We start from the raw sequence: 21636 nt of genomic DNA, 5'->3' as shown, positions 1-21636 counted from the left end.
AGATGTTCGGTAAATTAACTCTGGAGGCGATACCGTATCACGAGCCGATAGTCATGGTGACGCTTGCCATGATCGCGCTCGGTGGTATCGCTGTCGTTGGTGCCATCACCTATTTCCGCAAGTGGTCGTACTTGTGGACCGAGTGGTTGACCACGGTCGACCACAAGAAAATCGGCGTGATGTACATCATCGTCGCGATGGTCATGCTGCTGCGCGGCTTTGCCGACGCCATCATGATGCGTACCCAGTTGGCCGCCGCCACCGGTGGCTCCGAAGGCTACCTGCCGCCTGAACACTATGACCAGATCTTCACCGCCCACGGTGTGATCATGATCATCTTCATGGCGATGCCGTTCTTCACCGGCCTGATGAACCTCGCGGTTCCTCTGCAGATCGGTGCACGTGACGTTGCCTTCCCGTTCCTGAACTCCCTGAGCTTCTACCTGCTGCTGGCAGGCGTGCTGCTGGTCAACATCTCGCTGGGCGTTGGTGAATTCGCCAAGACCGGCTGGGTGGCGTATCCGCCGCTGGCGGGCATCCAGTACAGCCCTGGGGTGGGTGTCGACTACTACATCTGGGCGCTACAGCTCTCAGGCCTGGGTACGACGCTGACCGGCGTGAACTTCCTCGTCACCGTGATGAAGATGCGCGCACCTGGCATGAAGCTGATGGACATGCCGATCTTCACCTGGACCTGCACCTGGGCCAACGTGCTGATCGTCGCTTCCTTCCCGATCCTGACCGCTGCACTCGCACTGCTGACCGTTGACCGTTATCTGGACTTCCACATCTTCACCAACGAGCTTGGTGGGAACCCGATGATGTACGTCAACCTGTTCTGGGCGTGGGGTCACCCTGAGGTCTACATCCTGATCCTGCCGGCCTTCGGCGTGTTCTCGGAAGTCACCTCGACCTTCGCGGGCAAGCGCCTGTTCGGTCACCACTCGATGATCTATGCATCGGGCGCGATCGCCATCCTCGGCTTTGCGGTCTGGCTGCACCACTTCTTCACCATGGGTGCCGGCGCCAGCGTCAACACCTTCTTCGGCCTGGCGACGATGCTGATCTCCATTCCGACCGGTGTGAAGCTGTTCAACTGGCTGTTCACCATCTACCAGGGCCGTCTGCGCTTCACCGCGCCGATCATGTGGACCCTGGGCTTCATGGTCACCTTCTCGATCGGTGGCATGACCGGCGTTCTGCTGGCCGTTCCAGGTGCCGACTTCGTTCTGCACAACAGCCTGTTCGTGATCGCCCACTTCCACAACGTGATCATCGGTGGCGCGGTGTTCGGCTACATCGCCGGCTTCGCCTTCTGGTTCCCGAAAGCCTTCGGTTTCACCCTGAACGAGAAGTGGGGCAAAGCTGCCTTCTGGTTCTGGATCTCCGGCTTCTACGTTGCGTTCATGCCGCTGTACGCCCTGGGCTTCATGGGCATGACCCGTCGTCTGAACCACTCCGACAACCCGCTGTGGGAACCCTACCTGTACGTAGCCGTGGTCGGCGCCGTGCTGATCCTGTTCGGTATCGCTTGCCAGCTGATCCAGATCTACGTCTCGGTTCGCGATCGCAAGGACAACATGGACGTCACCGGCGACCCATGGGGCGGCCGTACCCTGGAATGGTCGACTTCGTCGCCACCTCCGTTCTACAACTTCGCGCACATGCCAGAGCATGTTGGCCTGGACGCCTGGCACGAAGCCAAGCAATCCGGTGCTGCGTACAAGGCGCCTGCCAAGTACGAAGCCATCCACATGCCGAGCAACACCTCCACCGGTCTGTTCATGGGCCTGTTGCTGACCGTGTTCGGTTTCGCCTTCATCTGGCACATCTGGTGGCTGGTGGGCGCGAGCCTGGTGGCAACCATCGCTGTCTTCGTTCGCCACGCCGCGCGTGACGACCAGGGCTACATGGTTCCGGCCGAGGAAGTGGCGCGCATCGAAGGCGAGCGCATGAAAGCGCTGGCCAACGCTGGTGCACTGCCTGCCGGCGGCGCACGTGTCGAATCGTTTGAACGGGTGTAATCAATGTCCAGCCAAGTAATCCACGGTGGCGCGCATGGTCATGACCATGCTCATGATGACCACCACCACGACTCGGGCCAGATGACCGTCCTCGGTTTCTGGCTGTACCTGATGACCGACTGCATCCTGTTTGCGTCGCTCTTCGCCACCTACGCGGTGCTGTCCGGCAGTTTTGCCGGCGGCCCGTCGGGTCACGACATCTTCCAGCTCGACTTCGTAGCGGTCGAGACGCTGTTCCTGCTGCTGTCCTCGATCACCTTCGGCTTCGCCATGCTGCAGATGTTCAAGGGCAACAAGGGTGGCGTACTGGGCTGGTTGGCCGTGACCTTCCTGTTCGGTGCCGGCTTCATCGCGATGGAAATCTATGAATTCCATCACCTGATCGCCGAGGGCTTCGGCCCTCAGCGCAGTGGCTTCCTGTCGGGCTTCTTCGCCCTGGTAGGTACCCACGGTCTGCACGTGACTGCCGGCCTGATCTGGATGGCAATCATGATGTACCAGATCAACAAGCACGGCATCACGCCGACCGCCAAGACCCGCATGAGCTGCCTGAGCCTGTTCTGGCACTTCCTGGACGTGGTCTGGATCTGCGTGTTCACCGTCGTCTACCTGCTGGGAGTTCTGTAATGGCTAGCGCACACGACACTCATCACGAAGGCAACCACGGCAGCGTGAAGTCGTACATGATCGGCTTCATCCTGTCGATCATCCTGACCGCGATCCCGTTCGGCCTGGTGATGTACCCGAGCCTGCCGAAGAACCTGACCGTTCTGATCGTGGTGGCCATGGCCGTCATCCAGGTGGTTGTGCACCTCGTGTACTTCCTGCACATGGACCGCTCGAAAGAGCAGCGTTCCAACGTGTCGACGTTCCTGTTCACCACCCTGGTAATCGCTCTGCTGGTCGGCCTGTCGCTGTGGATCATGTTCAGCATCCACTTCGAAATGTTGGCCAAGTGAGGTAAGACTGCATGTCCGTGAAGCACTTTATCCAAATCACCAAACCGGGGATCATTTTCGGTAACGTGCTTTCCGTGGCAGGCGGATTCTTCCTTGCCGCGAAGGGCCATGTGGACTTCGCCCTGTTCCTGGCGGTGGTGGTAGGTACTTCCCTGGTGGTGGCGTCCGGTTGCGTGTTCAACAACTGCATCGACCGCGACATCGACCACAAGATGGAACGCACCAAGAACCGCGTCATGGTGCAGGGCGGCATGTCGCTGCCCCTCGCGCTGATCTACGCCACCCTGCTCGGGGTGGCGGGTTTCAGCCTGCTGTATGTCCAGGCCAATCCGCTGGCGGCGTTCTGCGCCCTGGTCGGTTTCGTGGTCTACGTCGGCTTCTACAGCCTGTGGCTCAAGCGTAAATCGGTGCACGGCACCTTGGTTGGCAGCCTGTCCGGTGCCATGCCTCCGGTGATCGGCTACTGCGCCGTGAGCAACAGCTTCGACCTGGCCGCGGTGACCCTGCTGGTGATGTTCAGCCTGTGGCAGATGCCGCACAGCTTCGCCATCGCCATCTTCCGCTTCAAGGACTACAGCGCCGCCAACATTCCGGTGTTGCCGGTGGCGCGCGGTATCCTCGCGGCGAAGAAGCAGATCGTCCTGTACGTGCTGGCCTTCGTGCTGGCGACCCTGATGCTGACCCTGGGTGGCTACGCTGGCCTGGGTTACCTCGCCGTGGCGGCTGCCATGGGCCTGTACTGGCTGTACATGGCCTGGGGTGGCTACAAGGCCGAGGACGACAGCAAGTGGGCGCGCAAGGTATTCGGCTTCTCCATCCTCACCGTCACGGCGCTGAGCGTGATGATGGGCGTGGACAGCCAGACCGCGGCCGATGTGCTGATGACCTACGCACGCTGAGACAGCGGGCTGTTACACCAAGAACCCCGGCCATGTGCCGGGGTTTTTTATGCCTGTGGCCAATGCGGCCTGTGGGAAGGCTTGTCCCACGATTACGATCTATCAGCGCTGTGATTTCATTGATTTCAGTATATGAACCTGAAATTTCAATTAAAAACAGGAAATTATCCTTTACCTATATCTTCAATCGGGATTATCTTCTGATTCGGCCGCCGCAGCGGCCAACGTCGCTCGGACGGTTCCGGGCGCTTACGTCTGCAGAGGAACACCATGGCCAACCCAGGTTCGCCGCGCCGCTTCGCGCGCATCGATCGTCTTCCCCCCTACGTCTTCAACATCACCGCCGAACTCAAGATGGCCGCCCGCCGCCGTGGCGAGGACATCATCGACCTGAGCATGGGCAACCCCGACGGCGCCACGCCGCCGCACATCGTCGAGAAGCTGGTGCAGGTCGCCCAGCGCGACGACACCCATGGCTACTCCACCTCCCGTGGGATTCCACGCCTGCGCCGGGCCATCTCCAACTGGTACCAGGAACGCTACGCGGTCGAGATCGACCCGGAAAGCGAGGCCATCGTCACCATCGGCTCGAAAGAGGGCCTGGCGCACCTGATGCTCGGCACCCTCGATCACGGCGACACGGTGCTGGTGCCCAACCCCAGCTACCCGATCCACATCTATGGCGCGGTGATCGCCGGGGCCCAGGTGCGTTCCGTGCCGCTGGTGCCGGGCGTGGACTTCTTCAACGAGCTGGAGCGGGCGATCCGCGAATCGATCCCCAAGCCGAAGATGATGATCCTCGGCTTCCCGTCCAACCCCACCGCCCAGTGCGTCGAGCTGGACTTCTTCGAGCGCGTGGTGGCGCTGGCCAAGCAGTACGACGTGCTGGTGGTGCACGACCTGGCCTATGCCGATATCGTCTACGACGGCTGGAAGGCGCCGTCGATCATGCAGGTGCCGGGGGCCAAGGACATCGCGGTGGAGTTCTTCACCCTGTCCAAGAGCTACAACATGGCCGGCTGGCGGATCGGCTTCATGGTCGGCAACCCCGAGCTGGTCAGCGCGCTGGCACGGATCAAGAGCTACCACGACTACGGCACCTTCACCCCGTTGCAGGTGGCGGCCATCGCCGCGCTGGAGGGCGACCAGCAGTGCGTGCGCGACATCGCTGAGCAGTACCGCCAGCGTCGCAACCTGCTGGTCAAGGGCCTGCACGAGCTGGGCTGGATGGTCGAGAACCCCAAGGCCTCGATGTACGTCTGGGCGAAGATCCCCGAGCAGTATGCGCACCTGGGGTCGCTGGAGTTCGCCAAGAAGCTGCTGGCCGAGGCCAAGGTCTGCGTGTCGCCGGGGATCGGCTTCGGTGACTACGGCGACGATCATGTGCGCTTCGCCCTGATCGAGAACCAGGACCGTATCCGCCAGGCCATCCGCGGCATTCGCCAGATGTTCCGGGCCGATGGCTTGACCTGCAAGTAAGCAGTCCCTGGCCTATCGCGGGGCCAGCCCGCTCTCACATCGTGCATGGCGTGGGAGCGGGTTGGCCCCGCGATGCTTTTGCGCCGATCAGCGGCGATCTTTTTTTGCTTTGCCCCTCTTCTCAGCCGTTCGTGCCTGGATTACAAATAGCGCCGCGGGCGCTCGCCCGGATAACAACAACCTCCCTTCCTGGCCATCATGTCCGAACAGAATCCTTGCATGTCCTGCGGCGCCTGCTGCGGCTACTTTCGTGTGTCTTTCTTCTGGGGTGAGTGCCAGTCCGCCGGCGGCCTGGTGCCCGACGATCTGGTGGTGCAGATCAACCCGACCCGTGTCGCCATGATCGGTACCGACGCCAAGCCTTGTCGCTGCGTAAGCCTCGGTGGCGAGATCGGCACGCAAGTGGCGTGCTCCATTTATGAGAACCGTTCAAGCCCGTGCAGAGAGTTCGAGGCTTCGTGGGAAAACGGCGTGCACAACCCCAGTTGCGATGAGGCGCGTGCCGCGTATGGCCTGCCGCCATTGACCCCGCCAGGGGCCAACGAGCCGCATTGGCCAGAGGAGGGCGCCGAGGTCGCTTGATGGGTGATCGACCGCGAACAGGGGCAGGCTAAGCGCAGGCGGTTTTTTACCCGCTGGCTTGTCCCGCGATTGCAGCGCCGGTACCGTCGTGGCGCAAGCCCGCTCTACAAAACCGCCTGCGTCTCTAGCCTATTGGCCATTCGCCATGACCGTTCGTCGGTTGGATCCAACCCGCAATGGGCTGAAACCCGCGAAACACGTGCCGCCTCGACAAAGTATTAACACCATTTGATCGCGCCGACCGCCCTATCCTGCGGCTCCGAGCGGCTACACATTCCAGCAAAGGAAAATTTGTAGCCATGGTCAGGTGTTTCGCCGTTCGCGTGCCCAGAGTCACTGCAACAAGCGCTGTTCACGCATTCAGGGACTGAACCGCCTGATCCACGAAGGAGCTTTCCGTGGACAGAATTGTTGCCGCCCGTTTGCCTGCCCGTTTATCTCAATTATCCCTGGCCGTCAGTCTGGCGGTTGGGGGCATGGCCTTGGGGCTGACCAGCGAACAGGCACTGGCGGCCTGCACGCTCAACGCGGGCGTGGTGACTTGTAGCGGGGCGGCCAACCCGCTGGCGCCGAGTTATTCCAACAGCACCAACGGCCTGACGGTCAACGTCCAGCCCGGTGCCGGCCTTGGGGTATTGCTGGGGGTAGGGGGCACCGCGCTGACGCTGACCGGCAGTGGCAACACCTTGAACAACTCAGGCACCATCGACCCCACGCTGCTGGGGTTGCTCAGCCTGCAGTCCACGGGCGTGGTGATCGGCAGCACCGGTACCTCCGGCACCCTGACCATCAACAACAACCTGGGCGGCACCATCAAGGGCACGGGGGCGGTGCTCGGTGCGAACCTGCTCAACCTTACCGGCATGGCCATGGATGTGCGCAACGGCGCCGCCGGGACCACCACGATCACCAACGCCGGGACCATCGGTTCCACGCCGCTGGTGGGCCTGACCATCATCAGCGAGGACACCCCCATCGTCGCCGTGAGCGGCGGCGGCACGGTGAACTTCACCAACACCGGGACGTTGCTCGGGCGTACCGCATTCCAGACCTCTGCCAGCGGCAACACCTTCACCAACGCCGGCAGCTTGACCGGCAGCCTGTCGATGGGCGCCAACAGCACCAACCGCTTCAATGCCGTGACCGGCTCCAGTGTCAGCGCCGGCGCAGGTGTCGGGCTCGCCCTGTTGGTCAGCGGCAACCCCAACCTGGCGTTCGCGCCGGCCGGCAAGATCGACGGCGGCGCCGGCGGCGACAACACCCTGGCGTTGCAGAACGCCATCGGTGGCGGTAGTGGCACCAGTGGCAGTGGCACCATCAACGCCAGCAACTACATCAACTTCAATCGCCTGATCGTCGACAGCGGCACCTGGAGCCTGATCGGCCAGGTGCTCAACGGCACCACCCAGACCACCCTCAACGGCGGCCAGCTCAACTTCGACAATGCCAGTGCCTTCGGCAACGGGGTCATCACCGCCAACGGAGGCGGCCTGGCGGGCACGGTCGGCGGCTTGAGCCTGGCCAACGCGCTGGTGCTCAATGCGGGCCTGAACGTCGGCGGCGCCACCGACATGACCCTCAACGGCGTGGTTTCCGGGGTTGGTGGGTTGACCAAGACCGGTGCCGGCCTGCTCACCCTCGGCGCGAGCAACACCTATGGCGGTGGCACCACCCTCGCCGCGGGCGGCCTCAACCTGACCAGCGCCGCGGCGCTCGGCAGCGGCGGCCTGACCGTCAGCGGCGCCGGCAGCCTGCAAGGCAGCGTGCCGCTGGTGCTGAACAACGCCGTCACCCTCAACGCGGCGCTGAGCCTGCCCGGCAGCAATGCCCTGACCCTCGGCGGCGTGCTCAGCGGCAGCGGCTCGCTGGTCAAGAGCGGCAGCGCCAACCTGACCCTGAACGGCATCAACAGCTATACCGGCGGCACCACCCTGAACACCGGCACGCTCATCCTCGGCGGCGACAGCGCGCTGGGCACCGGCGCGCTGACCCTCGGCGGCAACGCCACCCTCGACAGCGCCGCGGCGCTCAACCTCGGCAACGCCATCGCCCTGGGCGGCAACACCCTGAGCCTGCCGGGCAACAGCGCCACGACCCTGGGCGGCGTGATCAGTGGCAGCGGCGCGCTGGCCAAGACCGGCGCGGCCGACCTGACCTTGAATGGCGTCAACACCTACAGTGGTGGCACCAGCCTGGCCGGCGGCAAGCTGACCCTCGGCAACAGCAGCGCGCTGGGCAGCGGCGCGCTGACCCTGGGTGGCAACGCCACCCTCGATGCCAGTGCCGGCGTGAGCCTGGGCAACGCCATCAGCCTCGCCAGCAATACGCTGACCCTGCCAGGCAGCAATGCCACCACCTTGGGTGGCGTCATCAGTGGCACCGGCGCGCTGGTCAAGAATGGCAGCGCCGCGCTCACCCTCAATGGCAACAACACCTTCAGTGGCGGTACCACGCTCAACGCCGGCGCACTCACCGTGGGCCACAACAACGCCCTGGGCGGCGGTGCGCTGACCCTGGGCGGCAATGCCAGCCTCGATGCCAGCACCGCGGTCAACCTGGGCAACGCAATCAACCTGGGGGCCAACACCCTGAGCCTGCTGGGCACCAGCGCGACGACCCTGGGCGGGGTGCTCAGCGGCACCGGCGCGTTGGTCAAGAACGGCAGTGCCGGCCTGACCCTCAATGGCAGCAACACCTTCAGCGGCGGCACCACCCTCAACGCCGGGGTGCTGACCGTGGGCAACAACAATGCCCTGGGTACCGGCGCGCTGAGCCTGGGCGGCAACGCCAGCCTCGACGCCGGCGTGGCGGTCAACCTGGGCAACGCGGTCAACCTGGGCGGCAACACCCTGACCCTGCCGGGCAGCAACGCCACCACCCTCGGCGGGGTGATCAGCGGCGCGGGCGCCTTGACCAAGAACGGCAGTACCAACCTGACCCTGTCGGGGGCCAACACCTTCAGCGGCGGGCTGAACCTCAACGCCGGCACCCTGACCCTGGCCAATGCCGCGGCCCTGGGCACCGGCGCGCTGACCGTCGGCGGCGCCTCGACGCTGTCCACCACTGTGGCCAGCACCCTGAACAACGCCGTCAACCTCGGCGCCAACCTGACCCTTTCCGGCGCCAACAACCTCAACCTGGCCGGCACCCTCAGCGGCAGCGGCGGCCTGATCAAGAACGGCAGCGCCACGCTGACCCTCAGCGGCAACAATACCCAAAGCGGTGCCACCGCGCTCAATGCCGGCACCCTGGTGCTGGGCAGCAACACCGCGTTGGGCACCGGCACCCTCAACGCCGCCGCCAACACCACCCTGGACACCAGCGTCGCCGGCCTGAACATCGCCAACGGCCTCAACCTGGCCGGCAACCTCAACCTGCCCGGCAGCAACGACCTGACCCTGAGTGGCGTGATCGCCGGCAGCGGTGGCATCACCAAGGCCGGCAATACCACGCTGACCCTGACCGGCGCCAACAGCAACAGCGGCTCGACCTTCCTCAACGGCGGCACCCTGGTGGTGGGCAGCAATACCGCGCTGGGCACCGGCACCCTCAACACCGCCGCCGGCACCCACCTGGATGCCAGCACCGCGGTCAGCCTGGCCAACGATGCGATCATCGCCGGCCCGCTGACTATCGATGGCACCGCCAACCTGGGCCTGAGCGGCCAGCTCAGCGGCCTTGGCTCGCTGGTCAAGAATGGCAACGCCAGCCTGACCCTGAGCGGCAACAACAACTACACCAACGGCACCCAGCTCAATGCCGGCACCCTGGTGCTGGGCAGCAACACCGCGCTGGGCATCGGCGGCCTGACCCTGGGCGGCAACGCCAACCTCGACACCAGCACCGCCGTCGCCGCCACCAACAGCATCAGCCTGGGCGGCAACAGCCTGACCGTGCTGGGCAGCAACGCCACCACCCTGACCGGCCAGATCAGCGGCACCGGTGCCTTGGTCAAGAGCGGCAATGCCGGCCTGACCCTCAACGGCAACAACACCTTCAGTGGCGGCACCACCCTCAACGCCGGGCTGCTGACCCTGGGCAACAGCAACGCCCTGGGCACTGGCGCGCTGACCTTGGGCGGCAACGCCAGCCTCGACGGCAGCGGCACCCTCAACCTGGGCAACGCCATCAACCTGGCCGGCAACACCCTGACCCTGCCGGGCAGCAACGCCACCACCCTGAGCGGGGTGATCAGCGGCACCGGCGCGCTGACCAAGAACGGCAGCACCAACCTGACCCTCAGCGGCGCCAACACCTTCAGCGGCGGCTTGAACCTCAACGCCGGCACCCTGACCCTGGCCAGCGCCGCCGCCCTGGGCAGCGGCGCGCTCAACGTCGGCGGCGCCGCGACCCTGGCCAACTCGACGGCGATGACCCTGAACAACGCAGTCAACCTCGGCGCCGACCTGACCTTGCCCACCACCAGCAACCTGACCCTGGCCGGCACGCTCAGCGGCACTGGCGGCCTGGTCAAGAACGGCAGCGCCACCCTGACCCTGAGCGGCAACAATACCCAGAGCGGTGCCACCGCGCTCAATGCCGGCACCCTGGTGGTCGGCAGCAATACCGCACTGGGCACCGGCGCCTTGAACGCCGCCAACAACACCACCCTGGACACCAGCGCCGCCGGCCTGAACCTTGCCAACGCGCTCAACCTGGCGGGCAACTTCATCCTGCCCGGCAGCAACGACCTGACCCTGAGCGGCACCATCGCCGGCAGCGGCGGCATCACCAAGAACGGCGCCACCACGCTGACCCTGACCGGGGCCAACAGCAACAGCGGCATCACCCGCCTGAACGCCGGCACGCTGGTGCTCGGCAGCAACACCGCGCTGGGTACCGGGGCCCTCAATACCCTGGCCGGTACCCACCTGGATGCCAGCACTGCGGTCAGCCTGGCCAACGATGTCACCATTGCCGGCCCGCTGACCATCGATGGCAGCGCCAACCTGGGCCTGAGCGGCGTGGTCAGCGGCATTGGCTCGCTGGTCAAGAACGGCAGCGCCAACCTGACCCTGAGCGGCAACAACCTCTACACCAACGGCACCCAACTCAATGCCGGCACCCTGACCCTGGGCAGCAACACCGCGCTGGGCATCGGCGCCCTGACCCTGGGCGGCAACGCCAACCTCGACGCCAGCACCGCCGTTGCCGTGAGCAACGGCATCAACCTCGGCGCCAATACCCTGACCGTGCTGGGCAGCAACGCCACCACCCTCGGCGGGCTGATCAGCGGCACAGGCGCGCTGGTCAAGAACGGCAGCGCCGGGCTGACCCTCAACGGCAACAACACCTACAGCGGCGGCACCACCCTCAACGCCGGGCTGCTGACCCTGGGCAACAACAACGCCATGGGCAGCGGCGCCCTGAGCGTCGGTGGCAACGCCAGCCTCGAAGGCAGCGGCGCCCTCAACCTGGGCAACGCCATCAACCTCGCCGGCGGCGCCACCCTGACCCTGCCGGGCAGCAACGCCACCACCCTCGGCGGGGTGATCAGCGGCGCGGGCGCCTTGACCAAGAACGGCAGTACCAACCTGACCCTGTCGGGGGCCAACACCTTCAGCGGCGGGCTGAACCTCAACGCCGGCACCCTGACCCTGGCCAATGCCGCGGCGCTCGGTAGCGGCGCGCTGAACGTCGGCGGCGCCGCGACCCTGGTCAACAGCGTGGCGATGACCCTGGGCAACGCCGTCAACCTGGGCGCCAACCTGACCCTTGGCGGCAGCACCAACCTGGCCCTGGGTGGGGTGGTCGGCGGTACCGGCGGCTTGATCAAGACCGGCACCTCCGATCTGACCCTGAGCGGCAACAATACCTTCAGCGGTGCCATCGACCTGCTCGGCGGCAGCATCACCACGGTGGGCGGCACGGCCCTGGGCAATACCTCCGGGGTCACCCTCGGCGCCGGCACCAACCTGAACCTCGGCGCCAGTGCCACCATTGGTGGCCTGGGCGGTGCCGGTACGGTGAATATCAGCGGCGGCAGCACCCTGACCCTGGGTGGCAACAACCTCAACAGCGTGTTCAGTGGTGCCCTGGCCGGTGCCGGCGGGCTGACCAAGACCGGTACCGGCAGTTTCGAGCTGTCCGCCAGCAACGTGATCGGCGGCACCACCACGGTCAACGGCGGCCTGCTCACTGTCAGCGGCTCGCTGGCCAGCGCCGGGGTGCAGGTCAATACCGGCGCCAGCCTGGGCGGCACCGGCAGCCTGCTGGGCCCGGTCGATATCGCCGACGGTGCGCACCTGCTGGCCAACAGCGGCGCGACCCTGACCACCGGCGCGCTGACCTTGCACAGTGGCTCGATCTTCGATGTCGGCCTGGGCTCGCCTGCAAGTGGCGGCACCCGACTGGTCAACGTCAACGGCAACCTGACCCTGGACGGTACCCTCAACGTCACCGATATCGGCGGCTTCGGCACCGGTATCTACCGGCTGATCGACTACACCGGCGCCCTGGTCGACAACGGCCTGCTGATCGGCAACGTGCCCGGCAGCATGCTGCCCGGCGACCTGCAGGTGCAGACCTCGATCGGCACCCAGGTCAACCTGCTGGTCGGTGGCGCCAGCAGCACCGTGCAGTTCTGGGACGGCAGCCAAAGCGTCCCTAACGGCGTGATCGACGGCGGCAGTGGCACCTGGGACGGCAGCAACACCAACTGGACCGACGTCAGCGGCGTGCTCAACGGCAGCTGGGCCAGCGACTTCGCGGTGTTCCAGGGTACCGCGGGGGATGTCACCGTGGCCGGTACCCAGGTCGCTACCGGGCTGCAGTTCGTCACCAACGGCTACCGCCTGATCGGCAGCGGCGGTCTGAACCTGGTCAATGGCAGCAATGGCGCCTTCGCCGTGCGTGTCGACCCGGGCGTCACCGCCACGCTCGACGTCGGCCTGTCGGGCAGCGGCCAGCTGGGCAAGCTCGACACCGGCACTTTGGTGCTCAACGGCGCCAACACCTACACCGGTGGCACCTTGCTCAATGGCGGCACGATCGTGGTCGGCAACAACAGCGCCTTGGGCAGCGGCGCGGTCAGTGCCGCCAGCGGCACCACCCTGGACAGCAACACCGCCGTCACCCTCGGCAACGCCTTCGGCCTCAGCGGTGCCCTGACCGTCGCCGGCTCCGCAGACCTGGGCCTGAGCGGCGTGCTCTCCGGCGCCGGCAGCCTGGTCAAGAACGGTGCGGCCAACCTGACCCTGGGGACCGCCAATACCTACACCGGGGGCACCACCCTCGGCGCCGGCACGCTCACCCTAGGCAGTGGCCAGGCGCTGGGCACCGGCGGCCTGGTGGTCAGCGGGGCCTCGAGCCTGGCCACCACCGGCAACCTCAGCGTGGCCAACACCATCGCCCTCAACAGCAACCTGACCCTGCCCAGTGCCAGTGACCTTACCCTGGGTGGCGTCATCAGCGGCACTGGTGGGCTGGTGAAGGCCGGCAGCGGCGTACTGACCCTGAACGGCAGCAACAGCTACAGCGGCGCCACCAGCCTCAACAGCGGCGCCCTGGTGGTGGGCAGCAACACCGCGCTGGGCACCGGCGTGCTCAACGCCCTGGGCGGCACGACCCTGGGCAGCAGCGCCAGCGTGACCCTGGCCAACCAGGTCAACCTGTTGGGCAACCTCACCCTCAGTGGCGCCCAGGACATGGTGCTCAACGGCACCCTCAACGGCGTCGGCGGGCTGGCCAAGAACGGCGCCGGCACGCTCACCCTCGCCGGCACCAACGCCTACCTGGGCAACACCAGCCTCAACGCCGGCACCCTGGTGCTGGGCAGCAACACCGCCTTGGGCCTTGGCCAGCTCAACGCCGCGGCGGGCACCACCCTGGACAGCAACGGCGCGCGCATCATCGGCAACTCGCTCAACCTCGCCGGGAGCCTCAGCGTGGCCGGCAGCAACGACCTGACCCTGGGCGGGCTGGTCAGCGGTGCCGGTAGCCTGACCAAGAACGGCGCGGCCAACCTGACCCTCAATGGCGCCAACGGCTACCTCGGCGGCACCCTGCTCAATGCCGGCACCCTGACCCTCGGCAATAACCAGGCCCTGGGCGTTGGCACGCTCACCGTCGCTGGCGCCGCCAACCTGGGGACCAGCGCGGTGCTGAGCAACGTCGGCAACCAGGTGGTGCTCAACGCCGGCCTGGACTTCGTCGGCAGCAACGACCTGACCCTCAATGGCCAGATCAGCGGTGTCGGCAGCCTGAGCAAGACCGGCAGCGGCAATCTCACCTTGGGCGCCAGCAACACCTACAGCGGCGGCACGACACTGGCCAGCGGCTTGCTGATCCTGGGCAACAACAATGCGCTGGGCACCGGCAACCTTTCGGTTACCGGCAACAGCAGCCTGGCCGCCAATGGCCCGTTGCAAGTGGCCAATGCCATCGGCCTGGGCGCTGGCACCACCCTCAGCGTGAACAACCTGCAAGCGCTGACCCTGGACGGCATCATCAGCGGTGGCGGCACCCTGAGCAAGCTCGGCGCCGGGCAACTGGTGCTCAACGGCAACAACAACTACAGTGGTGGCACTACCCTGCAGGCCGGCAGCCTGTTGCTGGGCAATGCCAACGCCATCGGCAGCGGCGTGCTCAATGTCACCGGGGCCGCCACGCTGGATGTTGGCCAGGCCATCGCCCTGGCCAACGCGGTCAATCTGGGCGCCAACCTGACCTTCGCCGGCACCGATGATCTGAGCCTCAGCGGTGTGGTCGGCGGTAGCGCAGGCCTGGTCAAGAGCGGCAGCGGCACGCTCACCCTCAGTGGTGCCAATACCTACAGTGGCGGCACCAGCCTCAATGGCGGCAGCCTGGTGCTTGGCAGCAACACGGCCCTCGGCACCGGCGACCTGACCGTTGCTGGCAGCGCCAGCCTGGATGTCACCGGCAGTGCCAGTATTGGCAATGCCGTGCACCTGGGCAGCACGTTGACCCTGCCGAGCACCGGCGACCTGACCCTGGGCGGGGTGATCGATGGTGTCGGCGGGTTGGTCAAGTCCGGTGCGGGCACCCTGATCCTGGCGGGTGCCAACAGCTACCTGGGGGGCACGACCCTCAATGGCGGCACCCTGCAGGTGGGCGACGACAACGCGCTGGGCCAGGGCATCCTGACCGTCGCTGGCGCCTCGACCCTGGGTAGCAGCGGCCCGGTCACCCTGGGCAACAACCTCAACCTCAACGCGGGTCTGACGGTCGATGGCAGCAACGACTTGACCCTGGCCGGCACCCTCAATGGCGCCGCGGGCCTGGTGAAGGCCGGCAACGGCAACCTGACCCTGGCTGGCAACAACGCCTATCTCGGCGGCACCGAACTGGCCGCCGGCAGCCTCACCCTGACCAACGCCGCAGCCCTGGGCCTGGGGGCGCTCAACGTCACCGGCAATGCCACCCTGGCGACTGGCGCGGCCATGGTCCTGGGCAATGCCCTGGACATCGCCGCCGGCAGCACCCTGACCCTCGATACGCCTAACTCGCTGGTGATCAGCGGCACTCTCAGCGGCAGCGGCAACCTGCTCAAGACCGGCGTCGACGACGCGCTGCTGGTCACGCCGAAGAGCCTGACCGGCAGCGTCGATATCCAGGCCGGCTCGCTGAGCCTGCTGGGCGCCGGTGTGCTCGACAGCGCCTCCGGGGTCAATGTCGGCGCCAGTGGCACCCTGAACCTAAACGGCAATGCCAACCTGGCCAGCCTGACCGGCAGCGGCCAGGCGGTGATCGGCAACGGCGCCACCCTGAGCATCGGCAGCAGCAACGCCAACGGCACCTTCGGTGGCGCCTTCAGCGGCGCCGGCAACCTCGACAAGGTCGGCAGCGGGGTACTGACCCTGGCTGGCAACAGCACCCTGGCGGGCACCAGCCAGGTCAGCGATGGCACCCTCAAGGTCGACGGCAGCCTGACCAGCGCCGGGCTGAACGTGGCCAGTGGTGCCAGCCTGGCCGGTAGCGGCAACGTCGCTGCCCCGGTGACCATCGCCAGCGGCGGCCACCTGGTCGGCAGCAGCGGCGCCACCCTGGGCCTCGGCGCCTTGGTGCTGGGCGCAGGTGCCATCGTCGATGCCGGCCTGGGCGCACCGTCCACCGGCAACACCGCGCTGTTCAACGTCGGCGGCAACCTGACCCTCGACGGTACCCTCAACGTCAGCAACATCGGTGGCTTCGGCAACGGCGTCTACCGCATCTTCGACTACAGCGGCGCCCTGACCGACAACGGCCTCGACTTCGGCGGCCTGCCATTGGGGGTCGGCCTGGGCGACGTGGCCCTGCAAACCGCCCTGGCCAACCAGGTCAACCTGCTGGTCAGCGCCGCGGGCCTGAACGTGCAGTTCTGGGACGGCAGCCAGACCACGGCGAACGGCCAGGTCGACGGCGGCAGCGGCGTGTGGAACGCCAGCAACAGCAACTGGACCGACCTCAATGGCACCGCCAACAACACCTGGGGCAACACCTTCGCGGTCTTCCAGGGCACGGCAGGCGATGTCACCGTCGACGGCAGCCAGAGCCTCACCGGCATGCAGTTCGTCAGCAATGGCTATCGCCTGCTGGCCGGCACTGCCGGGGCGCTCAACCTGGTCAACGGCAGCAGCGGCGACACCAGCGTGCGGGTCGACCCGGGCGTGATCGCCACCCTCGATGTCGGCCTGGCCGGCAGCGGCAAGCTCAACAAGCTCGACAGCGGCACCCTGGTGCTCAACGGCGCCAATACCTACAGCGGCGGCACCCGCCTCAGTGGCGGCGCCCTGGTGCTGGGCAGCAACAGCGCCCTGGGCAGCGGCGCGCTCGATGCCGCCAGCGGCACCACCCTGGACGCCAACCAGGCGGTCGCCCTGGGCAATGCCATCACCCTGGACGGCCCGTTGACCATCGCCGGCAGCAACGACCTGGCCCTGGGCGGCGTCATCAGTGGCGCCGGTGGCCTGGTCAAGGCCGGCAGCGCTCGGCTGTCGCTGGCCGGCAACAACAGCTACGCCGGCAACACCGCGCTCAATGGCGGCACCCTGGTGGTGGGCAGCAACAGCGCCCTGGGCAGCGGCTCCTTGAACACCACCTCCGGCACCAGCCTGGACAGCAGCCAGCCGGTAACCCTGGCCAACAACCTCAACGTCAGCGGCGACCTCACTGTGCTGGGCAGCAACGACCTGACCCTCGGCGGCAGCGTCGCTGGCAGCGGCCGCCTGCTCAAGGCTGGCCTTGCCCGCTTCGCCCTGATGGGCGCCAACACCTACAGCGGCGGCACCGAGCTGCAGGCCGGCACCCTGGTGGTCGGCAACAACGGCGCCCTCGGCAGCGGCGGCCTGGATGTCACCGGCAATGCCAACCTCGACAGCGCCAGCGCCGTGACCCTGGCCAACCCGGTCAATGTCGGCGGCGTGCTCAACGTGCTTGGCAGCAACGACCTGCACCTGGCCGGCGTGCTCAGTGGCGCCGGCACCCTGAACAAGAGCGGCCTGGCCGACCTGACCCTGTCGGGCAACAACACCTTCAGCGGTGTCCTCAACCTGCTGTCCGGCAGCCTCAGCACCCTCGGCACCACCGCCCTGGGTACCCAGAGCGAGCTGAACGTCAGCAGTGGCGCCACGCTCAACCTCGACGGCAATACCACCCTGGGCGACATCGGCGGCAGCGGCGTGATCGACATCGCCGCCGGCAACAGCCTCAATGTCGAGGGCGGCACCTTCGATGGCAACATCAGCGGCAGCGGCAGTCTCACCAAGCTTGGCGCTCGCACCCTGGCGCTGCGTAGCGCCAACAGCCACACCGGCGTCACCAACGTACAGGCCGGCAGCCTGGTGGTGAATGGGGCCCTGGCCAGCAATACGGTCAACGTCGCCAGCGGCGCCACCCTGGCCGGTAGTGGCGATCTCGGTGGCTCGGTCAACGTCGCCAATGGGGGGACCCTTGCGGCCACCAGCGCAGCCACGCTGGATGTCGGCAACCTGATGCTGGACAGCGGCGCCAACTTCAACGCCGCGCTCGGCACCGCCGGCACCGGCGGCGGGCCGCTGGTCAACGTGGCCAACAATCTGACCCTCGGCGGCACCCTGAACATCACCGATATCGGTGGCTTCGGTGCCGGGGTGTATAGCCTGTTCCGCTACGGCGGCAGCCTGGTCAACAACGGCATGAGCTTTGGTAGCACGCCGGTGCCGGTCACCGACCTCACCGTGCAGACCGCGGTCGCCAACCAGGTCAACCTGGTGGTCGGCGGGGCCAGCAACGTGCTGTTCTGGGATGGCAGCCAGACCGTCGCCAACGGCCTGATCGATGGCGGCAGCGGCACCTGGAACGCCACCAACAGCAACTGGACCGACGTCAACGGCGTGCTCAACGGCACCTGGAACGACACCTTCGCGGTGTTCCAGGGCGCCACGGGCACCGTCACCGTGGACGGCAGCCACAGCATCAGCGGCCTGCAGTTCCTCACCGACGGCTACGTGCTCGAGGCTGGCGCGGCAGGCGAGCTGCTGGGCAATGGCGTCACCAACCTGCGGGTCAACCCGGGTGTCAGCGCTACCCTCAACGTTGCCCTCAACGGCACCGGCAGCCTGGCCAAGCAGGATGCCGGCACCTTGGTGCTCAACGCCGCCAACGGCTACAGCGGTGGTACCGCGCTCAACGGCGGCACCCTGGTGCTGGGCAACGACAGCGCGTTGGGCAGCGGCACCCTGACCGCCGCCGCCGGCACCACGCTGGACAGCAACCGCGCCGTGACCCTGGCCAACGACGCCGTGCTCAATGGCGCCCTGGCCATCGCCGGCAGCAATGCCCTGACCCTCAACGGCGCCATCAGCGGCAGCGGCGGCCTGCTCAAGGACGGCGCCGGCCAGCTGACCCTGGGCGGCAGCAACAGCTACACCGGCGGCACCCAGATCAACGCCGGCAGCCTGGTGGGCAACACCAGCAGCCTGCAGGGCGCCATCCTCAACAATGCCGCGCTGACCTTCGAGCAGAACAGCAACGGCAGCTACACCGGCAACCTCAGCGGCACCGGCACCCTGGCCAAGAACGGCACCGGCGAGTTGCTGCTGACCGGCGTCAACAGCCTTACCGGCGCCACCCGCGTCAATGCCGGCAGCCTGCTGGTGGGCGGTCGCCTGGACAGCGCCACCGTGCAGGTCGCCACCGGCGCCCGCCTGGGCGGCAGCGGCACCGTGGCTGGCGCGGTACAGGTTGCCAACGGCGCCACCCTGGCGGCCGGGCAGAGCACCACGCCGCTCACCGTCGGCAGCCTCGACCTGGCCTCGGGCAGCGCCCTGGACTTCAACCTCGGCGCCCCGGCGGCCTCCACCACCGTGGTCAAGGTCAACGGCAACCTGGTGCTCGACGGCACGTTGAACATCACCGATGCCGGCGGCTTCGGCACCGGCGTGTACCAGCTGTTCAGCTACGGCGGCGTGCTCACCGACAATGGCCTGGTGTTCGGCGCCATTCCGGGCAGCGTGGTGCTGGGCGACCTGGCCTTGCAGACCGCCATCGCCAACCAGATCAACCTGGTGGTGCAGAACTACGGCGAGGAACTGCAGTTCTGGAACGGCGGCAAGACCAACCCCGATGGCAGCATCGGCGGCGGCAGCGGCACCTGGGGCTCGAACACCGGCTGGACCAACGCCAGCGGCACCAGCAATGAAGGCTGGAGCGGCGGCTACGCGGTGTTCGGCGGTACCCCGGGTACCGTCACCGTGGTCGGCAACCAGTCGTTCGAAGGCTTGCAGTTCCTCAGCGACGGCTACCAGGTGGTACCGGGTGCCGGCGGCAGCCTGACCCCGGTCAACGACCCTGACGGCAGCCTGGCACCGGTACGGGTCAACGCCGGCGCCACCGCCACCGTCAGCGCGCCCCTGGTGGGCAGTGGCGGCATCGAGAAGCTCGACGCCGGTACCCTGATCCTGGCCGGTGCCAACACCTACAGCGGTGGCACCACCGTCAGCGGCGGTACCTTGGTCGGCAACACCACCAGCCTGCAAGGCAACATCCTCAACAACGCCAGCCTGGTCTTCGCCCAGGGCAGCAACGGCACCTTCAACGGCACCCTCAGCGGTACCGGCACCACCACCAAGCAAGGCGGCGGCACCTTGCTGCTGACCGGCAACCAGCCATTCAGTGGCGCCTTCAACGTCAACCAGGGCGTGCTGCAAGTGGGCGATGCGGCCAACCCGGGCAGCACCCTCGGCGCCCAGGTCACCGTGGCCAACGGCGCCGCGCTGACGGGCAACGGCACCGTCGCCGGGCTGACCAACAACGGCACCGTGCTGCCGGGGCCGGCTGGCAACCTGAACGTCTCGGGCAACTTCACCAACGGCGCCAGCGGGACCTTGGTCATCGACCTGGGCACCGCGCCGGTGAACTACCTGAACGTGGGCGGCACCGCCAACCTCGGCGGCAGCCTGATGGTGGCCAACCTCGCCAGCGGCAACGGCCAGTACACCGTGGTCAACGCCGCAGGCGGGGTGAATGGCACCTTCGCCACCACCAACCTGGCCAACTCGGCGTTCCTCAACAGCGCGCTGGCCTACGGCGCCAACCAGGTGACCCTGTCGGTCAGCCGCAACGGCACCTCGTTCGCCGACGTTGCCGCCACCGGCAACCAGCGCGGCGTGGCCAATGCCCTGAGCAGTGCCGGGGCGCCGGCAACGCTGGTCAACAACCTGCTGCCGCTCGACAGCCAGGGTGCGCAGGCCGCGTTCGACAGCTTGTCCGGCGAGATCCACGCCAGTACCGCGACGGTGCTGATCGAGGATTCGCGCTACGTGCGTGAGGCGGTCAACGACCGCCTGCGCCAGGCCGATTGCAGCAACCAGGACGACCCACGTCGGACCCTGGCGCCGACCGCCAACCAGCAGCTGACCAGCGAAGGCTGCCAGGGCCAGGCGGTGGGCTGGATCCGTGCCATCGGCAGCTGGGGTACCTACGACGGCAGCAGCAGCCATGCCAGTGTCGACCGCGACCTGTCGGGCTTCATGCTCGGCGCGGACCGCGCCCTGGATGAGCAGTGGAAGGTCGGCGCCGCCGCCGGCTACACCCGCTCGAGCATCGACGCCCACCGTCGCCGCTCGGACGCCACGGTGGACAGCTACCACCTGACCACCTACCTGGGTTACCAGCTGGATGCCTTCGCCGCGCGCCTGGGCGTGGCCTACAGCTGGCACGACATCGACAGCAAGCGTGATGTCCAGGTGGGCAGCTACAGCGACCGCCTGAAAGCCAAGTACAAGGCGCGCAGCGCCCAGGTGTTCGGCGAGGTGGGCTATGCCATCGACGCCGGCGGCATCGCCCTGGAGCCGTTCGCCGGGCTGGCCTACGTCAACTACGACAGCGACACCGCCCACGAGAAAGGCGGGGCAGGGCGCTTGCAGGGCAAGGTCAAGCAGGACGTGACCTTCTCCACCGTCGGCGTGCGGGCGGGCAAGCGCATCACCCTCGACAACGGCAGCCAGATCACCCCGCGGGTGTCGCTGGGCTGGCGCCATGCCTTCGGCGACGACAAGCCTGATGCCGACCTGCGCTTTATCGACGGTGGCGCAGGGTTCAGCACCGAGGGCGTGCCGATCGCCAAGGACGCGGCGGTGGTCGAGGCCGGGGTGGACCTGTCGGTGGGCGCCAGTGGCAAGCTTGGGGTCGGGTACTCCGGGCAACTGTCCAGCGAGAACCGCGACCATGGGGTGGTGGTGAGCTTCAGCATGGGGTTCTGAGGTAGACCGCTGG

General features: G+C 66.9%; 7 protein-coding genes. All 7 read left to right on the top strand.

Annotated features, from left to right (window positions below):
- The first annotated feature begins 2 nt into the window (after window positions 1–2).
- Window positions 3–2024 (top strand): cytochrome o ubiquinol oxidase subunit I, encoded by a 2022-nt coding sequence (gene cyoB / locus NJG22_RS00410; protein WP_253091680.1) that lies wholly within the window; start codon window positions 3–5, stop codon window positions 2022–2024.
- A 3-nt stretch (window positions 2025–2027) separates the two neighbouring features.
- Window positions 2028–2651: a cytochrome o ubiquinol oxidase subunit III gene (gene cyoC / locus NJG22_RS00405; RefSeq protein ID WP_253091679.1), complete on the top strand. Its 624-nt coding sequence runs from the start codon at window positions 2028–2030 to the stop codon at window positions 2649–2651.
- Window positions 2651–2983 (top strand): cytochrome o ubiquinol oxidase subunit IV, encoded by a 333-nt coding sequence (cyoD, locus tag NJG22_RS00400; RefSeq protein ID WP_134690013.1) that lies wholly within the window; start codon window positions 2651–2653, stop codon window positions 2981–2983. The genes cyoC and cyoD overlap by 1 nt, the downstream gene beginning before the upstream one ends.
- 11 nt (window positions 2984–2994) lie before the next feature.
- On the top strand, window positions 2995–3882 hold the full coding sequence (cyoE, locus tag NJG22_RS00395) for a heme o synthase (protein WP_186658830.1): 888 nt from the start codon (window positions 2995–2997) through the stop codon (window positions 3880–3882).
- Between the two features lie 270 nt (window positions 3883–4152).
- Complete coding sequence (alaC, locus tag NJG22_RS00390; RefSeq protein ID WP_253091678.1) at window positions 4153–5361, top strand: alanine transaminase; 1209 nt, start codon at window positions 4153–4155, stop codon at window positions 5359–5361.
- Window positions 5362–5559: 198 nt separating this feature from the next.
- Window positions 5560–5943 (top strand): YkgJ family cysteine cluster protein, encoded by a 384-nt coding sequence (locus NJG22_RS00385; protein WP_253091677.1) that lies wholly within the window; start codon window positions 5560–5562, stop codon window positions 5941–5943.
- Window positions 5944–6341: 398 nt separating this feature from the next.
- The gene (locus NJG22_RS24530) at window positions 6342–21623 is read left to right on the top strand and encodes an autotransporter-associated beta strand repeat-containing protein (RefSeq protein WP_366518773.1); all 15282 of its coding nucleotides are present in this window, start codon (window positions 6342–6344) and stop codon (window positions 21621–21623) included.
- Window positions 21624–21636 lie beyond the last annotated feature (13 nt).

The sequence above is a fragment of the Pseudomonas sp. VA159-2 genome (assembly GCF_024126635.1).
GTDB classification, from domain to species: Bacteria; Pseudomonadota; Gammaproteobacteria; order Pseudomonadales; family Pseudomonadaceae; genus Aquipseudomonas; species Aquipseudomonas muyukensis.
The sequence above is the reverse complement of the archived record's forward strand: the minus strand, read 5'-3'. Positions and strand labels throughout refer to the sequence as shown.

Coding starts and splice junctions, on each gene's coding strand:
- NJG22_RS00385 (WP_253091677.1), top strand. CDS start 5,560: ATGTCCGAACAGAATCCTTGCATGTCCTGCGGCGCCTGCTGCGGCTAC.
- alaC (WP_253091678.1), top strand. CDS start 4,153: ATGGCCAACCCAGGTTCGCCGCGCCGCTTCGCGCGCATCGATCGTCTT.
- cyoC (WP_253091679.1), top strand. CDS start 2,028: ATGTCCAGCCAAGTAATCCACGGTGGCGCGCATGGTCATGACCATGCT.
- cyoB (WP_253091680.1), top strand. CDS start 3: ATGTTCGGTAAATTAACTCTGGAGGCGATACCGTATCACGAGCCGATA.
- cyoD (WP_134690013.1), top strand. CDS start 2,651: ATGGCTAGCGCACACGACACTCATCACGAAGGCAACCACGGCAGCGTG.
- cyoE (WP_186658830.1), top strand. CDS start 2,995: ATGTCCGTGAAGCACTTTATCCAAATCACCAAACCGGGGATCATTTTC.